Here is a 17,384-nt window from a genome sequence, read left to right as displayed (position 1 = left end):
TGAAAATATTTGTAAAATTTTAATAATTTTTATAAATGTGCAAAGTCCTTTACAGATTTTATTGTCAATGTTCTTTATTATGAGGTTAAGGTTCCAACAGAATTCAAACGATGAAGCCGATTAATATTTTTATCATTATTTTTAATTATAAGGAGGAAATTAGAAATGAATAGTGTATGGGTAGATTTTCTTGGAGGACAAATCAATTATTATAATGCTGGAGGAGTACAAACTCGCTGCTTAGAAGCTGGTCAAGGAGAAACTCTCTTCTTGCTGCACGGTGGTGGCGGTCATGCAGAAGCGTATATTAAAAACGTGGTGCCGTTGTCTAAACATTATCGTGTTGTTGCCGTTGATATGCTTGGTCATGGTTTAACAGAAAAACCAGATGGTGCCTATGAAATTGCGGATTATGTGCAACATTTGAAAGATTTAATGAAAGCAATGGGAATTGAAAAAGCTCATTTTCTAGGAGAGTCCCTTGGTGGATGGGTAGGTTTTTGGCTGGCATACGAGAACCCAGAGTTAGTTTCATCTTTCATTTCTGCAACAGGAGCTGGGCTATTAGTGGACGATTTTGATGTGACTCGATCAGACGCCTTAAAAAACCTTCGTAAATTAAGTAAACGTTCAACAACAGAAGTGACTCGTGATTCCGTAAGAGCTCGCTTAAATTGGCTTTTTTATGAACCAGAAAAATCGATTACAGAAGAGTTGGTAGAAATCCGTTATCGCATTTACTCCAACCCAGATTGGAAGCGGATTGAACCGAATGTCCAGTCGATGATGAGACCAGAAGAAGCAACCAAATGGTATATCAAGCCAGAACACCTTCAAAAATTAAGTGTCCCAACCTTTGTCTTATGGACACGCCATAATCCAAGTACACCATGGCAAACAGGTGAACGTGCAAGCAAGTATATAAAAGGGGCAAAATTCCATGTGATGGAAGATTGTGGACATTGGCCACAATGGGAGAAACCAGAAGAATTTAATGGTTTGGTTCACGAATATATTCAAAGGTAAAATCAATCGAAGTTCAATAATCAAAAGGGGGAATTACGATGGCTCAAATTGTAGCAGCAACAGCAGTGGCACATACTGCGTTCATGATCAGAGCGAAGGACAAAGCGCCAAAAGAAATGGCTGACAACGTTTTTTCCGCCTTTGAAGAAATGGGAAGGCGCCTTAAGGAGCAGAATGTGGACACTATCATTGTTGTCTCATCTGATCATGTAAAAACATTTTTTGATGATAATATGCCTTCGATTTGTGTAGGCATAGGTGATAAGGGAATAGGTTGGGGTGAAGCAGGTGTACCTGCCTATGAGGTACCAATGGATCAATCATTAGCGAAACATCTAGTAAACTATGGTTTAAATAATGATTTTGATCTTTCCTATTCTTATGAGATGAAACTGGATCATGGATTTATCGTTCCACTTCATTATTTACTGCCACAAATGGATATTCCCATTGTTCCAATATTTGTTAACGCGGCATCCATGCCATTATCTCCAATGACAAGGATGTATCGTTTCGGTGAAATGATTTCGCAAGCCGTGAATGAATGGGATTCTGATAAAAGAGTTGCCTTGATTGCAACTGGTGGATTGTCTCATTGGGTGGCTGTACCTCGGATGGGTGATGTAGCCGAAGAATTTGATCGTCTTTTTTTAGAAAAGTTAATCCAGCATCAAGACCAAGAAATCATCCATCAGTGGGGGAATGAGAAGATATTAGCAGAAGGCGGTAACGGAGCATTGGAACTTCGCGCCTGGATGGCTGTTGCAGGTGCCGTATCGAAAAATAATCGTGAAGTTCTTTGCTATGAGCCGATGCATGAATGGTCAACGGGTATCGCCATTGTGGACCTTATGAGGGGTGAATCCTAAATGTATGCCTATCGTATTAATAAATTCCTTTTCGAAATGTTAAAGGATAAAGAAAAGGAAAAAAGATTTATAGAAGGGGATCCCACACTGTTTGAAAACTTTGAGTTGACACAAGAGGAAAGGGAAGCAGTGCAATCTTGCCGGGTCACCAAGCTAAATGAATCAGGCGTTCAACCTTTGCTCTTGATGGGGCTAACTCTTGTTCTAAAAAAAGATATTCGTGAGCTGTATAAGAATGGAATTTAAGTTTTCATTCAAAGATGTGTGAGTGGTCAAGGAAATGATGCAAGACCTCATCTTAGAAAAGTCCATCTATTATTTTAGGTGGGCTTAGCCATTTTTCATACTGCAATTTCGAAAAAATTCAAAAGAAACGTGGAAAAAATTGGTTGGGCGTAAAGGCATATTCGACAATAACCAAGCTCAAAATGTTCAAATAGGCTGTAGCATTTATATGGGCATTTCCATATGTTGGGGGTGAATTAGCCTGATGGAATTAGAAAGTTTCTGTCCAGAATTTGATGTGGCGATTGTTGGTTATGGCCCTATAGGAGCAGCATTTGCCAATTTGCTTGGCCAAGAGGGGTTAAAAGTGGCTATTTTTGAACGTGAAAAATCCGTATATCATATGCCTCGTGCTAGTCATTTGGATGGGGAGTCTATGCGGATTATCCAAGCCATGAACTTAGGTGAAGAATTAGAAGAAGTCATGATAGGTGCCAAAGGCTATGAATATATCAATTCAGAAGGGAAACTTTTACTAGAATTAAAACGGTCCGGGGACAAAGGTCCTCAAGGGTGGAATCAACATTACCGGTTCTATCAGCCAGATTTTGAGAAAGTCCTTCGTACTGGAGTGAAGAGGTTTAGCAATGTTCACGTATTTCTTTTTCATGATGTAATCGGGGTACAAGAATCAAAGGATATGGCTACTCTTAAAGTGGAGAATAAAACAGAAGAAAAGGTATTTAATGTAACCGCTTCTTACGTTATCGGATGTGATGGTGCTAAATCGTTGGTCCGAGAAGTGATGGGTACACCATTGGAAGATCTAGGCCTGCATCAGCCTTGGTTAGTTGTTGATGCAAAGCTAAAACAACCAGTTGATATGCCTAAGAATGGAATTCAATTCTGTAACCCAGCTCGTCCAATTACGTATGTCCCTCAAATTGGCGACTATGATCGCTATCGTTGGGAAATTCGGGTATTGCCTGGAGAAGAAAAAGAAGAGATGGAACGTCCAGAGAAAGTGTGGGATTTCCTTCGTCCATGGATTACACCTGAAAATGCAGAAATAGAGCGTGCTACCGTCTATATTTTCCATTCTTTAATCGCAAGGGGATGGAGGAAAGGAAGATTACTGCTAGCGGGAGATGCAGCACATATGACACCACCTTTTCTTGGGCAAGGATTGTGTGCTGGACTACGAGATGCGGCCAATTTAACATGGAAGTTAAAAATGGTGATCCAGGATGGAGCTAATTCGTCGCTCCTAGATACGTACGAGACGGAAAGGTATCAGCATGTGAAGGAATATATTAAAATGGCGGTTGAATTAGGAAAGATCATTGCAACCCTTGATCCTGTTGAATCTGAAAAAATACATCGTAAGCTGTTGGAATCTCCTCCGTCCATGGAAGAACCTTGTCCGCCATTAGGAGAAGGGCTACATGGGGAATTGCCTTCACCAGCGGGAAATCTATTTCTTCAGCCCAGAATGGATGATGGAAGCCTACTAGATGACAACTTAGGATATAGATTTGCTGTTATTGGTGACCCGAAAGTATTAGAAGCAGTCAAGGAGGAAACAAAGAGACGGTGGGAGAGCATAGGAGTTGTAGTTGTAAGTGACCCTGGCATTGAGATGAATCAATGGCTGAAGGACCAGCATTTATCCGCTATCCTCTTGAGACCGGATCGTTATCTTCTAGGTGCAGCCAGCAACTCTTCTGAGTTAGACGTTGTAAGTCAACATTTGCCATTAGAATTTAGTGAAGTTATATAAAAAAAGAATCATGGAGAGTGACAGATGAAAATAGTTACGTATTCAAAAAATGGGAGTGACCTGCGTTTAGGTATTTTGCTAGATGAGAAGACAATTATCGACCCCCAACAAGCATATGTAGAAAAATTAAATGCCAATGGACAATTGCGATCCGAAGAAATTGCCAAAGCATTACTGCCAGAAGACCCTACAGAATTCCTAGCAAATGGGGAGGTTGCTTTTACAAAAGCGGAAGAAGCAATCGAGTATGGGACTGCTGCCAAAAACACGTCTTCTATTTATAAAATAGAAGACGTGTATATCGGTGCACCCATCCTTAATCCAAAGAAAATCATTTGCGTAGGCTTGAACTATCATGACCATATTAAGGAAATGAATAGAGAGGTTCCGAAGCATCCTGTTATTTTTGCCAAATTTGCGACAGCTATCACAGGACCAAACGATGATTTTCCATTATCAGAGGAATTGACGAAAAAATTAGATTACGAAGCAGAGTTTGCATTTGTCATCGGGAAAAGAGGTAAAAACATTTCCCAAGAAGACGCCCTAGATTATGTGGCAGGTTATACCGTTGTCAATGACATTACGGCAAGAGATATGCAAAAAAGAACTATTCAATGGCTGCAAGGTAAAACGTTAGATAAAAGTCTTCCAATGGGTCCGTATTTAGCTACCAAAGATGAAGTCCCAAATATCGATAACGCTGCGATTACTTCTAAAATAAATGGAGAAATTAGACAGCAATCAAATATCAATCAACTTGTGTTTACAGTTCCATATCTTGTGGAATTCTTGTCCCATATTATGACGTTAGAACCAGGGGATATTATCTGCACCGGTACGCCGGGTGGAGTAGGAGAAGCGCAGAATAAATTCCTAAAAGCTGGGGATGTTGTTCGCGTTGAGATTGAAGGAATTGGAGCAATAGAAAATAAAATTGTAAAAGAATTAGTAAAAGAAACTGTTAATTAAGGAGGAAGAATAAATGGCAGAGAATAGAATGGAATTTACGAAAGATTTAGAGGAATTTCATGAGGAATTAGATAGTGTCAATCTGGGACCATTATGGGCACATATCAATTATCATAATTCAATTGAACCAAGAGCCAAAGCGATTCCATATCTTTGGAAAAGCGAATTAATCCACAATTATTTAAATCGTGCCGAGAAATTGATGCAGGTTGGCATGGGGTCAGCAGAACGGCGCGCGGTGTACTTGGTTAATCCAGGTATGAAGCATTTAAAACCAGTGGCATGGGGTGGTGCCACACAAACTCTTTATGCAGCAGTTCAGGCAGTAAAACCTGGTGAGATTGCTCCTCCGCATCGTCACACTGCAACGGCATTACGCTTTGTCATGGAAGGAAAAGGGGGGTATGGCAGGGTAGATGGCGAGAAGCTAACTTTCAACCCTGGTGATTATTTGATAACGCCTAGCTGGTCCTGGCATGACCATACCAATCTGGGAGATGAAACCGTTTATTGGATGGATTGTCTTGATACCCCCTTCATGATGGCAATGGATGTATCCTTTACGGAATTCCATCCGGATAAGCAGCAACCATTGCTTGTGCCTGATGATTACAGTACGATTCGGTATGCAGGTGGGATGGTAAGACCCATTACGGATCGTCAGCCAAAATCGGTTGCACTAGGACGTTATAAATGGGAGTTATCAAAAAATAGTTTAGATGGTATGTCTATGTTTGAACCGGACCCAAATGACGGGTACACGATTGAATATATTAATCCTTCCAATGGAAAGGATGCTAATAACCGAATCGGTGCACGGATGACAAAGATTCCTCCTAAGTTCCACGGTAGAGCACATCGACATGTTCATAGCAATGTATACCATGTGTATAAAGGAAACGGATACACTGTGATGAACGGCGTTCGTTTCGATTGGTCAGAAGGTGACTTTTTCGTGGTTCCACCTTGGGCTTGGCATGAGCATGTGAATACTTCAGAAAACGAGGAAGTCTATTTGTTCTCGACAAACGATCTTCCAATAATGGAAGTTTTTGATTTCGAACGTAAAGAAGAATACTTGTTAAATGATGGCCATCAGGAGATTACAGACGTTTTTAAACCCATCATGGTGAAAAAATTAGTTTCTGAAAATTGATGGTGGTGAATTAGTTTAATGGATAATTATGTGCTTAAAAAGATTACTAGACCTGAACAGCATATAATCGAAGAGTTTGAAAGATTAGATGTTTCAACAGTTTACGAAGCTCAAGGGAAAGTTGGTCTTATGAATTATCATTTAAGGCCAATCATCAAAGGAAGTTTGATTTGCGGCCCGGCAGTTACTGTCATATGCCCTGCAGGTGATAATTTAATGATTCATGCAGCAGTGGAAGTGTGTCAACCCGGTGATATTCTTGTGATTACAACCATTGGCGATGGAATATCGGGGATGATTGGAGAATTGATTGTTACCGCATTAATGAAACGCGGAGTTAAAGGAGTTATTATAGATTCTGGCATTCGTGATGTAGCCAGAATTCGAGAGCTTGGATTCCCGATATGGACAAAAGCTATATTTTCTCAAGGGAATACAAAGGTCAAAGGTGGCAGTGTGAATGCCCCAGCTGTTTGCGGAGGTGTTACTGTTTATCCCGGCGACATTATTAAGGCCGATGATGACGGTGTCGTTGTTGTGAGAAAAGAAGATACTCAGTTTGCCATTGAAACATCTAAGAAAAGAATGCTAAAAGAAGAAGGAACGAAAGAAAAAATCGAAAATGGTGAAATTAGTATTGATTTTTACAATTTAAGACCTGTTTTAGAATCGCAAAATGTTCATTACTATGAGAACGAAGAGGCAATGCCATAATAGAAAGGCCGGCACGTGTGCCAGCCTTTCTTAACGATGATCTTTATAAACATTAGCTTTTGATAATTTTTTTATGAAAGAAAGTTCTTCTTTTGTTAGCGTTTTGCTAGTAACAGCACGGGCATTGCTTCTTACTTGTTCCGGACTGCTGGCACCTGCAATGACCGAGGCAACAGCAGGATGGGCCAAATTATATTGGAGCGCAATTTCGGTAAACGAGCGGTCCGATGCCAGCTTGTCTTTCAGTACCGGTAATACTTCAAGCAACTCTTTTTGACTATAGTCCTGGTACCCTTTTTGAAACACCTTTTCTAGCATTTTATCACTTAGTAGCCCTTTTGCGAGCGGACCGCGGGTCACCACGCTAATTCCATGCTCATGTAGCAAGGGCAATGCTTCTTCTTCTGGGCGTCTGTCTAAAATACTGTATTGCATCATCACAGAATCAATATTAGACTTCTTTACATATTCACGAATAACATTAGGTCGAATCGATGAAATTCCATAACAGCGGATATAGCCTGCTGACTTTAATTCCTCAAAGGCTTCTATCGTTTCATCGATATGATCCTCGATTGTCCCGCCATGCAGCTGATAAAGGTCAATATAATCTGTTCCGAGTCGTTTCAGGCTTTGTTTGACTGCTTCCATTATATGCGATTTGGATGGATCCCAAGACCACCCTGTTTTATCGGGCATCCAACGGTTACCTACCTTTGTGGCAAGAATGACCTGTTCACGGACTTCCTTCAATGCAACCCCGACAATTTTTTCATTCACACCAAAATCATACAAATCTGCTGTATCAAAATAATTGATTCCCTCATCCAATGCAGTCTCAATAATCTCTCTTGCTGCTTTCTCCTCTGTGCCAATCGACATACAGCCTAAACCTAACTCTGTCACCCATAAATCTGAATTTCCCAGTTTTCTTTTTTTCAAAACAAATCACCCCGTCCTTTCCTATAATTTTACGAGAGTCCGGGGAAGACTACAAATGGAAAGACTATTTCGGGGCGATTTTTTCTACCCATTCGGATACGGTAGAATATTCTTTAGTGTATTCTTTTAGTTTTTGAGTAATCTCCCAACCCTTACCTACAAGGATAATTCCTTTATCATGAACGTACACCTTCATCCATACCCCTCCAAATCATGTATGGTAAAATGTATGAGGTGCACTTGCCGAATTAGAACAGGAGTTGACATAGATGAGTAATCTTAATGAAAAAACGATACATAGTGAAGAAATTTTTTCAGGTAAAGTAATCAGCCTTCACCTTCAGGACGTTGAACTTCCAAATGGAAAACAGTCAAAAAGGGAAATTATTAAACATCCAGGTGCAGTCGCTATTTTGGCGATTACTGATAACAATAAAATTGTGATGGTCGAGCAATTTCGTAAAGCACTAGAAAGGACGATTGTTGAAATACCAGCAGGTAAGCTTGAAAAAGGCGAAGAGCCTGCTCTTTGTGCACGTCGGGAATTAGAGGAAGAGACAGGATATGAATGTGAGAGTCTAGAGCTACTCGTCTCGTTTTATACATCACCTGGATTTGCAGATGAGATTGTTCATTTATTTGTCGCTAAAGGACTAACAAAGAAGGAAAATGCTGCTGCACTAGATGAAGATGAGTTTGTAAACATCGAAGAATTAACACTTGATGAAGCAGTACAATATATTAAGGAACAAAAAATCTATGATGCCAAAACTGCCTATGCAGTTCAATACTTGCAACTAAAAGAGGCGTTAGCAAAAAAATGAAACGATATTATGTAGATCTACACATCCATATTGGTAGAACATGGACGGGAAAGCCTGTGAAAATAACAGGTGCCAAATCTTTAACGTTTACCAATATTATTGAGCATGCACGGCATGAAAAAGGGCTGAATATGGTTGGAATTATTGATAGCCACTCACCAGAAGTAATCCTAGAAATGGAAAGTCTCGTTTCGAGTGGTGACATTGTTGAACATCCAGATGGCGGCTTGGCATTCGGTGATTTAACGGTTATTCCCGGTTCCGAGTTAGAAATCTATGATGAACAATGTAAAGGACCGATTCATGTCCTATGTTATTTTCCAACTATAGCGGTTATGAGAGTGTTCTCTAATTGGTTATCTGGTCATTTAAAAAATGTTCAATTGAGTTCGCAGCGGATATATGCATCAGGTCTAGAATTGCAAAGAAAAGTGAAAGGACTTGGCGGATTATTTATTCCTGCCCACGTGTTTACGCCTTTTAAAAGTCTTTATGGGAAAGGTGTCCATACATCGTTAACTGAAGTATTTGATCCTGATTTGATCGATGGGATTGAGCTTGGGTTGAGTTCTGATACATCAATGGCAGACCAAATAAAGGAATTGCACGACTATACATTTGTGACGAATTCTGATGCTCACTCGTTAGCGAAAATTGCCCGTGAATATCAGGTAATATCGATGAAGGAACCTTCATTTAAAGAATTGGGAAAAGCATTAAAAAAGGAAGATGGCAGGCAGATTGTCGCAAACTATGGTCTCGATCCACTTCTGGGGAAATACCACAAAACTGTCTGTGCAGACTGTTTGCATCCTGCTGGCGAGGAAGACCAAATTTGCAGTCAGTGTGGTCACAAAAAGATTATTAAAGGTGTTGCCGATCGAATCCTTGAATTGAAGACAGTCGATCAGAGTCCAGAAGGACGTCCACCTTATGTCCATCAAGTCCCGCTTGAATTTATCCCAGGATTAGGACCAAAAGTGCTTGATAAGCTAGTTAATCATTTTGGATCAGAAATGGCGATATTGCATGAAGTTCCAGGTGAGGCATTGCACGAAGTAGTTCCACCTAAGATTGCTGACATGATTATGAAAGCCCGAGAAGGAAAAGTTACGTTATCGGCTGGTGGCGGCGGAAAATACGGAAAAATAGCCGACTAATTAAATATTTCTATTGAAAAAACTGACGGATTCTCTAATGCTGTCAGTTTTTTTATTCCTATTTGGCAAATTTTGACCAGAAAATAAATATATCTGCGTTAAATGGAATATATCTGCGATAAACCAAATATATCTGCGTAAATGGAATTATATCTGCGATAAATCAAATATATCTGCGATGGCCTAATTCTCCCTCATTTAAAATTCAATTCTACTAATTTATCGTCATAGAAATACTAGAAAGGCATAAAATGTATTAACTGATTAGGAGAAATAGGAGGAACCGCAGATGAAGAAACGATTGTACCAGACCGATGCCGCCAGTTATTTCCGTGAACATTCCTCAATTTTTTTATTTATTGTTATTTTATTTTTAATGGGTGTTATTTTTGGAGCTATTGTTGTGAATAGCATGAGTATCACCCAAAAGGAAGATTTATTTTACTACCTATCACAATTCTTTGGTCAAATTCTAAATGGAAAAGTGGCAGAAAATAGTGATTTATTTGCACAAAGCTTTCTTCATAATAGCAAGTTTATCGGGCTGATTTGGATCTTAGGAATCTCAATCATTGGCCTGCCGGTAATTCTCATTGTATTATTCATAAAAGGTTTGGTGGTTGGTTTTACTGTAGGTTTTCTAGTTAGCCAATTAGGTATTAAAGGATTTTTGCTTGCAATTGTGTCGATTTTGCCACAAAATTTGATTATCATTCCCGTTTTCATTATGATGGCTGCTTTATCCGTTATATTCTCATTGAGAATGATAAAAAAGCAATTTTTGAAGAAATATGGACAACCTATTCTGCCATTTTTTAAAAACTATATCATAACCTTCATTATAGCTGTAGTTCTTATTTCTGCTGCTTCTGGAGTTGAGGCATACGTATCTCCGTGGTTAATGAAAACAATGATGGGCTCACTTAATTTATAATAAGAATTAAGTGATATTAATTATAATCACTTGTTTATAATAATTTTATTTTGACACCTCTTTCTCATCTGTTATAATGAGAATAGCAGCGGCGAGGGAGGGACTTCGGGATGGAAACTAGAATTGAGAGAATTAAAAAGCAGTTGCATTCATCAAGCTATAAGCTAACACCTCAACGTGAAGCAACCGTTCGGGTATTGTTAGAGCATGAAGAGGATCATTTAAGTGCAGAAGATGTATACCTCCTGGTTAAGGAAAAATCGCCTGAAATCGGATTAGCAACTGTGTATCGTACACTTGAATTACTAACAGAATTGAAAATTGTTGATAAAATTAACTTTGGTGATGGAGTATCTCGTTATGACCTTCGGCAAGAAGGAGCAGCACATTTTCATCATCACCTCGTATGTATTGAATGCGGGGCAGTTGATGAAATTCAAGAGGATCTTCTTGAAGATGTTGAGGCAACAGTTGAACGCAGATGGAATTTCATAATTAAAGATCACCGCCTGACATTCCATGGCATTTGTTATCGATGCAAAGATAAAGGAAAAGTTGAAGAATAGTAATAAGTCCTTTTTAAGTAAAAGGGCTTTTTCTATTTCTAGCTTCCCTTAAAAATTTATTCTCCTAAAACAGGTACGTTAGGTATAAAAATTGGACAAATTGGCATATCTTTAAGTAGGAAAACTGTTTGGGGGAAGGTAAATGTTCTCTTTTATTAAAGTAATACTGCAAACCTTAAAGGTTTTTATTCTATTCACTGGATGCACGGTCCTCTTTTATTATGGTATTATGTGGGTAAATGAGGAGTATCAAAATTATCATCGCTATGATTCACCAGAAGGGTCTGCTTTAAAGGTTGCCAATTTAAATAAGGATGAGGGCCCAGCTTGGATGGATCGGTTGATTTTGTTTTACTTAAATGGGGAGTAATCGTAAATGGATGATTATTTAGAAAAGTTTATCGAGTTTTTAATGATAGAAAAAAGAATGGCAAAAAATACGTTGCTTTCCTATGAACGCGATTTGAAAAGCTATCTTCAATATATTAAACATGTTGAAGCAATCGAATCATTGGATCAGGTACAGCGGGTTCATATTGTCCAATTCTTGTTCTTCTTAAAGGAGCAAGGGAAATCCGCGAAAACGATAGCAAGGCACGTTGCTTCTATTCGCGCTTTTCATCAATATTTATTACGTGAGCATGCAACTAATCAGGATCCGACTGTCCTAATTGAACCACCTAAATCAGAAAGATCAATACCTGCTGTATTAAGCTTAGAGGAAGTAGAAAAACTTTTAGATATATCCTATGGACAAGGACATTTTGGTTTAAGGGATAAGGCGATGCTGGAACTTCTTTATGCAACCGGTATTCGAGTAAGTGAACTTATTCAATTCAATATCGAGCATATAAATTTAACAATGGGATTTGTCCATGTCTTCGGGAAAAAGAATAAAGAGCGAATTATTCCGATTGGAAAAACAGCAGCAGAATCATTAAAACGATACATAGAAGATGGTAGAATAAATTTTATTGCAAAAAATCATACTTCCGACGCCTTATTTTTAAACCATCAAGGAAAGAGACTAACACGACAAGGTTTTTGGAAAATCCTGAAAAAGCTGGCAATAGAAGCTGGAATTGAGAATGAATTAACTCCTCATACATTACGGCACTCATTTGCAACACATCTCTTGGAAAATGGGGCTGACTTAAAGGCGGTTCAAGAAATGCTTGGACATGCTGACATCTCTACCACCCAAATATATACACATGTAACGAAGTCGAGGTTGAAGGATGTCTATAGTAAATTCCATCCGAGAGCTTAATAGGATGATAGTTTTTATGAGAATTAGGTAAATGTCGAAAAGCTGCCCCATTTATGGGAAGCTTTTTCTTGTAATTCTATCAGAATTTAGTAAAATAAAGAAGTCAGACTTCTGACGTTAGAAATAATATATTTGTTCATAATCCTAATTATAAAAGGGCAATCTATTTTTAAGAATATATGTAATTAAAGGAGGAAAAACAATGGCATTACCTACATATAAACGTATATTTTTAGTCGTTATGGATTCAGTAGGAATTGGAGAATCACCTGATGCAGAAAAGTTTGGTGACAAAGGTGCAGATACGCTTGGACATATTGCTGAAAGAATGAACGGGCTAAACATGCCAAATATGGGGAAATTGGGTTTGAGTAATATTCGCGAAATTAAGGGAATCGAAAAAGCAGAAAAACCATTGGCATACTATACAAAAATGATGGAAGCGTCAAACGGTAAGGATACGATGACAGGTCACTGGGAAATCATGGGTTTGAATATTCAAACACCTTTTCGTGTTTTCCCTGAAGGATTCCCAGATGAACTTCTTTCTGTAATAGAGGAACGCACAGGAAGAAAGATTATAGGCAATAAACCCGCTAGTGGAACAGAAATACTTGATGAACTAGGGGAAGAGCATTTGAAAACCGGTGCATTGATTGTTTATACATCTGCAGATTCTGTACTTCAAATTGCAGCACATGAAGAAATTGTCCCACTGGATGAACTATATAAGATTTGTAAAATTGCACGCGAGTTAACTCTTGATGAAAAATACATGGTTGGCCGTGTGATTGCTCGACCATTCTTGGGTGAACCAGGTAATTTTAAAAGAACATCAAACCGTCATGACTATGCATTAAAACCTTTTGATAGAACGGTTATGAGTGAGATGAAAGACGCTGGATTAGATGTCATTGCAATTGGAAAAATTTCCGATATATACGATGGTGAAGGAGTAACCCAGTCGCTAAGAACGGTTTCTAATATGGACGGCATGGATAAACTTGTCCAAACTCTTGATATGGACTTTACCGGTATGAGTTTCTTAAATTTGGTTGATTTTGATGCGCTTTACGGACACCGCCGCGACCCAGAGGGATATGGTAAAGCACTTGAAGAATATGATGCACGTTTACCAGAAGTTTTCGCAAAAATGAAGGAAGATGATTTGTTAATTATTACGGCTGATCATGGAAATGACCCAGTTGCACCAGGTACCGACCACACACGTGAATATGTACCGTTAGTTGTTTATTCTAAGAACTTGCCAGCAGGTAAAGAATTGCCAATAAGAGAAACATTTGCAGATATTGGAGCAACGGTTGCAGAGAACTTCAATGTAAAAAAGCCTAACTTCGGAACAAGCTTTTTAAATGAACTATCCTAAAGGGGAATGACTATGGACATCAATAAAATTCAAAATGCTTCAGATTTTTTAAAACAGAAATATGCTAAGACGCCAAAGATCGGACTCATATTAGGCTCTGGTCTTGGTGTTCTAGCCGATGAAATTGAAAATCCTGTCAAAATCCCTTATAATGAGATCCCTGAATTTCCAATTTCAACAGTAGAAGGGCATGCTGGCCAATTGGTTTTTGGAATTTTAGAGGGAGTAGAAGTGGTAGCTATGCAAGGTCGTTTCCACTTTTATGAAGGGTACGGTATGGACAAAGTAACCTTCCCAGTACGTGTTATGAAAGAATTAGGGGTTGACTTGTTAATCGTAACAAATGCGGCTGGCGGAGTGAATGAAAGCTTCGTAGCCGGAGATCTGATGATTATTACTGATCATATTAATTTTACAGGTACAAATCCATTGATTGGTCCGAATGATTCGAAATTTGGTCCGAGGTTCCCAGATATGTCAGAAGCCTATTCAAAAGATTTAAGGATTGCTGCGAAAGAAATTGCCGCCCGCTTAAAAATTGATGTAAAAGAAGGAGTCTATTTTGGTTTTTCGGGACCAGTTTATGAAACTCCTGCTGAAATTAGAATGGTTCGAACACTTGGCGGAGATGCTGTAGGGATGTCAACAGTCCCTGAAGTAATTGTGGCTCGACATAGTGGTTTGAAGGTTCTTGGAATTTCATGTATTACCAATATGGCTGCAGGGATTCTTGACCAGCCTTTATCACATGAAGAAGTAATCGAAACAACGGAAAGAGTAAAAGCAAATTTCCTTTCCTATATAAAAGAAATTGTTAAAACGATAGGAAAATAACCAGCAATGGTAATCTAAGTAAAGTGGTGATATCGATGAGAATGGTTGACTTAATAGAGAAAAAAAGAGACGGTAATGAACTGACTGCAGAAGAAATAAAATTTATTATTAATGGGTACACAGATGGTTCGATTCCTGATTACCAAGTAAGTGCATTTGCGATGGCTGTCTTTTTTCAAGGAATGACCGAAAAAGAACGAGCAGATTTAACGATGGCAATGGTCGAATCAGGCGATCAAATAGATTTATCGGCAATAGAAGGTATAAAGGTAGATAAGCATTCTACTGGCGGAGTTGGGGATACCACAACGCTAGTGCTTGGTCCGCTTGTTGCGGCACTTGATGTTCCTGTTGCAAAGATGTCAGGACGCGGTTTAGGTCATACTGGTGGTACTATTGACAAATTAGAAGCTGTAAAAGGCTTCCATGTGGAAATTGAGAACGAAGAATTTATTGAGCTGGTAAACAAAAATAAGATTGCTGTAATTGGTCAAAGTGGTAATCTTACTCCTGCTGATAAAAAATTATATTCATTACGTGATGTAACGGCGACTGTAAATAGTATTCCATTAATTGCTAGCTCGATCATGAGTAAGAAAATTGCCGCTGGTGCTGATGCTATTGTCTTAGATGTTAAAACCGGCGCTGGAGCATTCATGAAGACAATTGATGACTCACGTGAATTGGCAAAAGCAATGGTAGGGATCGGAAACAATGTTGGCAGAAGAACGATGGCAGTTATTTCTGACATGAGTCAGCCGCTCGGGTTTGCAATTGGAAATGCACTTGAAGTGAAGGAAGCGATTGATACCCTAAAAGGGGAAGGTCCAGAGGACTTAACCGAGCTTTGTTTGACTCTCGGAAGTCATATGGTTTACCTAGCTGAAAAAGCTAGTTCATTATCGGAAGCCCGCACAATGCTCGAGAATGTCATTAAAGATGGCTCTGCACTTGAAAAGTTTAAGGTCTTCCTGAGCTCACAAGGTGGAGATGCATCGATTGTTGATGATCCTTCTAAAATGCCTCAAGCTCAATTTACATTCGAGCTAGAAGCCAAAGAAGATGGTTATGTTTCTGAAATTGTTGCAGATGAAGTAGGGACGGCTGCAATGAAATTAGGAGCAGGAAGAGCGACAAAAGAGTCCGTAATTGATTTAGCTGTAGGGCTTGTCTTAAGAAAGAAAATCGGCGATCAAGTGAAAAAAGGCGAATCATTAGTAACGATTTACAGTAATTTTGAAAATGTAAGTGAAGTAAAAACAATGCTTTATGAAAATATTATCGTTTCGTCTGAAAAAGTGGAGGCGCCAATCCTAATTCATGAAGAAATAACAGAATAGTTATTGAAACTTAAAGTTCAGGAATAGTTCCTGGACTTTTTTTTATTTTATATCAGGAAAATACTGTATAAAGTTGTTGAATTTGGAAAAAATGGAATCTATATAAAGAATGGAGGGTTATGCGTATGAAACGATATATTTCTTTACTCGTAATAGTCTTGTTATTAACAAGTTTATGGATACCATCCGTATCTGCAGAAGAAAAAACGAGTACTGATATCACAGAAAATGTAAGATCAGCGATTTTAATTGAGCGTGATACAGGTCAGATTCTTTACGAGAAAAATAGTAATGAGGAGCTGCCACCAGCAAGCATGACAAAAATTATGACCATGCTGCTGATTATGGAAGCAATGGACCAAGGAAAACTAAAATGGGATGAAAAAGTTCGAACCAGTGAGTATGCTGCCTCCATGGGCGGTTCGCAAATCTTCCTTGAAGCTGGAGAAGAAATGACGGTAAAGCAAATGCTCCAAGGGATTGCGATTGGTTCTGGAAATGATGCTTCTGTAGCGATGGCTGAGAAAATTGCCGGGTCAGAAGAAGCCTTTGTTGACATGATGAATAACAAAGTAAAAGAACTTGGGCTAAAGAATACAATCTTTAAAAACACTACAGGTCTACCAGGAAGCGGTCATTATAGTTCCGCACATGATATGGCGATAATGGCCAAGGAACTATTAAAATATGAAGACATAACAAAGTTTACTGGAATGTATGAAGCGTATCTCCGTGAGAATACAGATAAAAAGTTCTGGCTTGTTAATACCAATAAATTAGTTCGCTTTTACCCAGGAGTGGATGGACTTAAAACAGGCTTTACCGCGGAGGCGAAGTATTGTTTAACCGCAACTGCACAAAAGGATGGAATGCGTGTAATTGCTGTCGTTTTTGGGGCACCAACTTCAAAAGAAAGAAATGCCCAAGTTACAAAAATGCTTAATTATGCGTTCGCCCAATATCAAACGCACCCAATGTTCAAGCGAAATCAAGTAATTGGCAATGCTCATGTTAATAAGGGAAAAGACAAGAAAGTCGAAGCAGTAACTAGTGAACCTCTTTCTTTACTCACCAAGAAAGGTGAAAAAACAGAGGATGTAAAACAAAAAATTTCTCTAGATAAAAATCTTGATGCTCCAATTAAAAAAGGAGAAAAAGTTGGGACCATAAAACTAGTGAAAGATGGAAAAGTAGTCCTTGAAAGTGAATTAGTTGCGAAAAACGATGTAAAAGAAGCAACCTGGTGGACACTTTATAAACGTTCATTCGGAATGTTTACAAAGGCAGGTAAATAGTATTGATGTCTAGCTGCAGCGCCTAGGGGCTCGGGATCATAAGCCAATCCGTCAAGAAGGTTAAAGGGCAACCTTCATGCCGGCTCGTCT

The 17,384-nt window shown here is 38.8% G+C and carries 19 protein-coding genes; 17 read left to right on the top strand and 2 right to left on the bottom strand.

Annotation, left to right across the window (positions count from 1 at the left end):
• Window positions 1-165: 165 nt before the first annotated feature.
• From BLR86_RS08535 to BLR86_RS08505, 7 genes are all read left to right on the top strand, one after another.
• Window positions 166-1,026, top strand: a complete 861-nt coding sequence (locus BLR86_RS08535) for an alpha/beta fold hydrolase (protein WP_090760284.1) — start codon at window positions 166-168, stop codon at window positions 1,024-1,026.
• 38 nt (window positions 1,027-1,064) lie between these two features.
• Window positions 1,065-1,895, top strand: coding sequence for a DODA-type extradiol aromatic ring-opening family dioxygenase (locus BLR86_RS08530; RefSeq protein WP_090760281.1), 831 nt, complete (start codon window positions 1,065-1,067; stop codon window positions 1,893-1,895).
• Window positions 1,896-2,141, top strand: a complete 246-nt coding sequence (locus BLR86_RS08525) for a hypothetical protein (protein WP_090760279.1) — start codon at window positions 1,896-1,898, stop codon at window positions 2,139-2,141.
• Window positions 2,142-2,385: 244 nt separating this feature from the next.
• Complete coding sequence (locus BLR86_RS08520) at window positions 2,386-3,900, top strand: bifunctional 3-(3-hydroxy-phenyl)propionate/3-hydroxycinnamic acid hydroxylase MhpA (RefSeq protein WP_090760277.1); 1,515 nt, start codon at window positions 2,386-2,388, stop codon at window positions 3,898-3,900.
• Window positions 3,901-3,924: 24 nt separating this feature from the next.
• On the top strand, window positions 3,925-4,872 hold the full coding sequence (locus BLR86_RS08515; RefSeq protein WP_090760275.1) for a fumarylacetoacetate hydrolase family protein: 948 nt from the start codon (window positions 3,925-3,927) through the stop codon (window positions 4,870-4,872).
• 13 nt (window positions 4,873-4,885) lie between these two features.
• The gene (locus tag BLR86_RS08510) at window positions 4,886-6,028 is read left to right on the top strand and encodes a cupin domain-containing protein (protein WP_090760273.1); all 1,143 of its coding nucleotides are present in this window, start codon (window positions 4,886-4,888) and stop codon (window positions 6,026-6,028) included.
• A gap of 18 nt (window positions 6,029-6,046) precedes the next feature.
• Window positions 6,047-6,742, top strand: a complete 696-nt coding sequence (locus tag BLR86_RS08505; RefSeq protein WP_090760271.1) for a 4-carboxy-4-hydroxy-2-oxoadipate aldolase/oxaloacetate decarboxylase — start codon at window positions 6,047-6,049, stop codon at window positions 6,740-6,742.
• Between the two features lie 30 nt (window positions 6,743-6,772).
• Here BLR86_RS08505 and BLR86_RS08500 read toward each other — a convergent pair whose 3' ends face one another.
• Window positions 6,773-7,684, bottom strand: a complete 912-nt coding sequence (locus tag BLR86_RS08500; RefSeq protein WP_090760269.1) for an aldo/keto reductase — start codon at window positions 7,682-7,684, stop codon at window positions 6,773-6,775.
• A gap of 64 nt (window positions 7,685-7,748) precedes the next feature.
• Window positions 7,749-7,880: a Z-ring formation inhibitor MciZ gene (gene mciZ / locus BLR86_RS08495; RefSeq protein ID WP_090760267.1), complete on the bottom strand. Its 132-nt coding sequence runs from the start codon at window positions 7,878-7,880 to the stop codon at window positions 7,749-7,751.
• A 73-nt stretch (window positions 7,881-7,953) separates the two neighbouring features.
• Here mciZ and BLR86_RS08490 point away from each other — a divergent pair, with 73 nt between their 5' ends.
• The 10 genes from BLR86_RS08490 to BLR86_RS08445 all read left to right on the top strand — a co-directional run bounded on the left by BLR86_RS08490 (window position 7,954) and on the right by BLR86_RS08445 (window position 17,294).
• Window positions 7,954-8,508: an NUDIX hydrolase gene (locus BLR86_RS08490; RefSeq protein ID WP_090760265.1), complete on the top strand. Its 555-nt coding sequence runs from the start codon at window positions 7,954-7,956 to the stop codon at window positions 8,506-8,508.
• The gene (locus BLR86_RS08485) at window positions 8,505-9,668 is read left to right on the top strand and encodes an endonuclease Q family protein (RefSeq protein WP_090760263.1); all 1,164 of its coding nucleotides are present in this window, start codon (window positions 8,505-8,507) and stop codon (window positions 9,666-9,668) included. Before BLR86_RS08490 ends, BLR86_RS08485 begins: the two co-directional genes overlap by 4 nt.
• A 289-nt stretch (window positions 9,669-9,957) precedes the next feature.
• A complete protein-coding gene (gene spoIIM, locus BLR86_RS08480; protein WP_090760261.1) occupies window positions 9,958-10,602 on the top strand; it encodes a stage II sporulation protein M in 645 nt (214 codons plus the stop codon).
• 110 nt (window positions 10,603-10,712) lie between these two features.
• The gene (locus BLR86_RS08475; RefSeq protein ID WP_090760258.1) at window positions 10,713-11,168 is read left to right on the top strand and encodes a ferric iron uptake transcriptional regulator; all 456 of its coding nucleotides are present in this window, start codon (window positions 10,713-10,715) and stop codon (window positions 11,166-11,168) included.
• A gap of 142 nt (window positions 11,169-11,310) precedes the next feature.
• Window positions 11,311-11,538: a YqzK family protein gene (locus BLR86_RS08470; protein ID WP_090760256.1), complete on the top strand. Its 228-nt coding sequence runs from the start codon at window positions 11,311-11,313 to the stop codon at window positions 11,536-11,538.
• Window positions 11,539-11,544: 6 nt separating this feature from the next.
• On the top strand, window positions 11,545-12,438 hold the full coding sequence (xerD, locus tag BLR86_RS08465) for a site-specific tyrosine recombinase XerD (protein ID WP_090760254.1): 894 nt from the start codon (window positions 11,545-11,547) through the stop codon (window positions 12,436-12,438).
• Between the two features lie 202 nt (window positions 12,439-12,640).
• Window positions 12,641-13,825, top strand: coding sequence for a phosphopentomutase (gene deoB / locus BLR86_RS08460; protein WP_090760252.1), 1,185 nt, complete (start codon window positions 12,641-12,643; stop codon window positions 13,823-13,825).
• Window positions 13,826-13,837: 12 nt separating this feature from the next.
• A complete protein-coding gene (locus tag BLR86_RS08455) occupies window positions 13,838-14,659 on the top strand; it encodes a purine-nucleoside phosphorylase (RefSeq protein ID WP_090760250.1) in 822 nt (273 codons plus the stop codon).
• A gap of 35 nt (window positions 14,660-14,694) precedes the next feature.
• Entirely contained in the window at window positions 14,695-15,999 is a 1,305-nt protein-coding gene (locus BLR86_RS08450) for a pyrimidine-nucleoside phosphorylase (RefSeq protein WP_090760248.1), read from the top strand.
• Between the two features lie 125 nt (window positions 16,000-16,124).
• Window positions 16,125-17,294, top strand: a complete 1,170-nt coding sequence (locus tag BLR86_RS08445) for a D-alanyl-D-alanine carboxypeptidase family protein (protein WP_090760246.1) — start codon at window positions 16,125-16,127, stop codon at window positions 17,292-17,294.
• The last annotated feature ends 90 nt before the right edge of the window (window positions 17,295-17,384 follow it).

It is taken from the genome of Bacillus sp. OK048, from assembly GCF_900103525.1.
GTDB lineage: Bacteria > Bacillota > Bacilli > Bacillales > Cytobacillaceae > Neobacillus.
The sequence above is the reverse complement of the archived record's forward strand: the minus strand, read 5'-3'. Positions and strand labels throughout refer to the sequence as shown.

Coding starts and splice junctions, on each gene's coding strand:
- BLR86_RS08525 (WP_090760279.1), top strand. CDS start 1,896: ATGTATGCCTATCGTATTAATAAATTCCTTTTCGAAATGTTAAAGGAT.
- BLR86_RS08510 (WP_090760273.1), top strand. CDS start 4,886: ATGGCAGAGAATAGAATGGAATTTACGAAAGATTTAGAGGAATTTCAT.
- spoIIM (WP_090760261.1), top strand. CDS start 9,958: ATGAAGAAACGATTGTACCAGACCGATGCCGCCAGTTATTTCCGTGAA.
- BLR86_RS08515 (WP_090760275.1), top strand. CDS start 3,925: ATGAAAATAGTTACGTATTCAAAAAATGGGAGTGACCTGCGTTTAGGT.
- BLR86_RS08505 (WP_090760271.1), top strand. CDS start 6,047: ATGGATAATTATGTGCTTAAAAAGATTACTAGACCTGAACAGCATATA.
- xerD (WP_090760254.1), top strand. CDS start 11,545: ATGGATGATTATTTAGAAAAGTTTATCGAGTTTTTAATGATAGAAAAA.
- BLR86_RS08535 (WP_090760284.1), top strand. CDS start 166: ATGAATAGTGTATGGGTAGATTTTCTTGGAGGACAAATCAATTATTAT.
- BLR86_RS08445 (WP_090760246.1), top strand. CDS start 16,125: ATGAAACGATATATTTCTTTACTCGTAATAGTCTTGTTATTAACAAGT.
- BLR86_RS08475 (WP_090760258.1), top strand. CDS start 10,713: ATGGAAACTAGAATTGAGAGAATTAAAAAGCAGTTGCATTCATCAAGC.
- BLR86_RS08455 (WP_090760250.1), top strand. CDS start 13,838: ATGGACATCAATAAAATTCAAAATGCTTCAGATTTTTTAAAACAGAAA.
- BLR86_RS08490 (WP_090760265.1), top strand. CDS start 7,954: ATGAGTAATCTTAATGAAAAAACGATACATAGTGAAGAAATTTTTTCA.
- deoB (WP_090760252.1), top strand. CDS start 12,641: ATGGCATTACCTACATATAAACGTATATTTTTAGTCGTTATGGATTCA.
- mciZ (WP_090760267.1), bottom strand. CDS start 7,880: ATGAAGGTGTACGTTCATGATAAAGGAATTATCCTTGTAGGTAAGGGT.
- BLR86_RS08530 (WP_090760281.1), top strand. CDS start 1,065: ATGGCTCAAATTGTAGCAGCAACAGCAGTGGCACATACTGCGTTCATG.
- BLR86_RS08520 (WP_090760277.1), top strand. CDS start 2,386: ATGGAATTAGAAAGTTTCTGTCCAGAATTTGATGTGGCGATTGTTGGT.
- BLR86_RS08485 (WP_090760263.1), top strand. CDS start 8,505: ATGAAACGATATTATGTAGATCTACACATCCATATTGGTAGAACATGG.
- BLR86_RS08470 (WP_090760256.1), top strand. CDS start 11,311: ATGTTCTCTTTTATTAAAGTAATACTGCAAACCTTAAAGGTTTTTATT.
- BLR86_RS08450 (WP_090760248.1), top strand. CDS start 14,695: ATGAGAATGGTTGACTTAATAGAGAAAAAAAGAGACGGTAATGAACTG.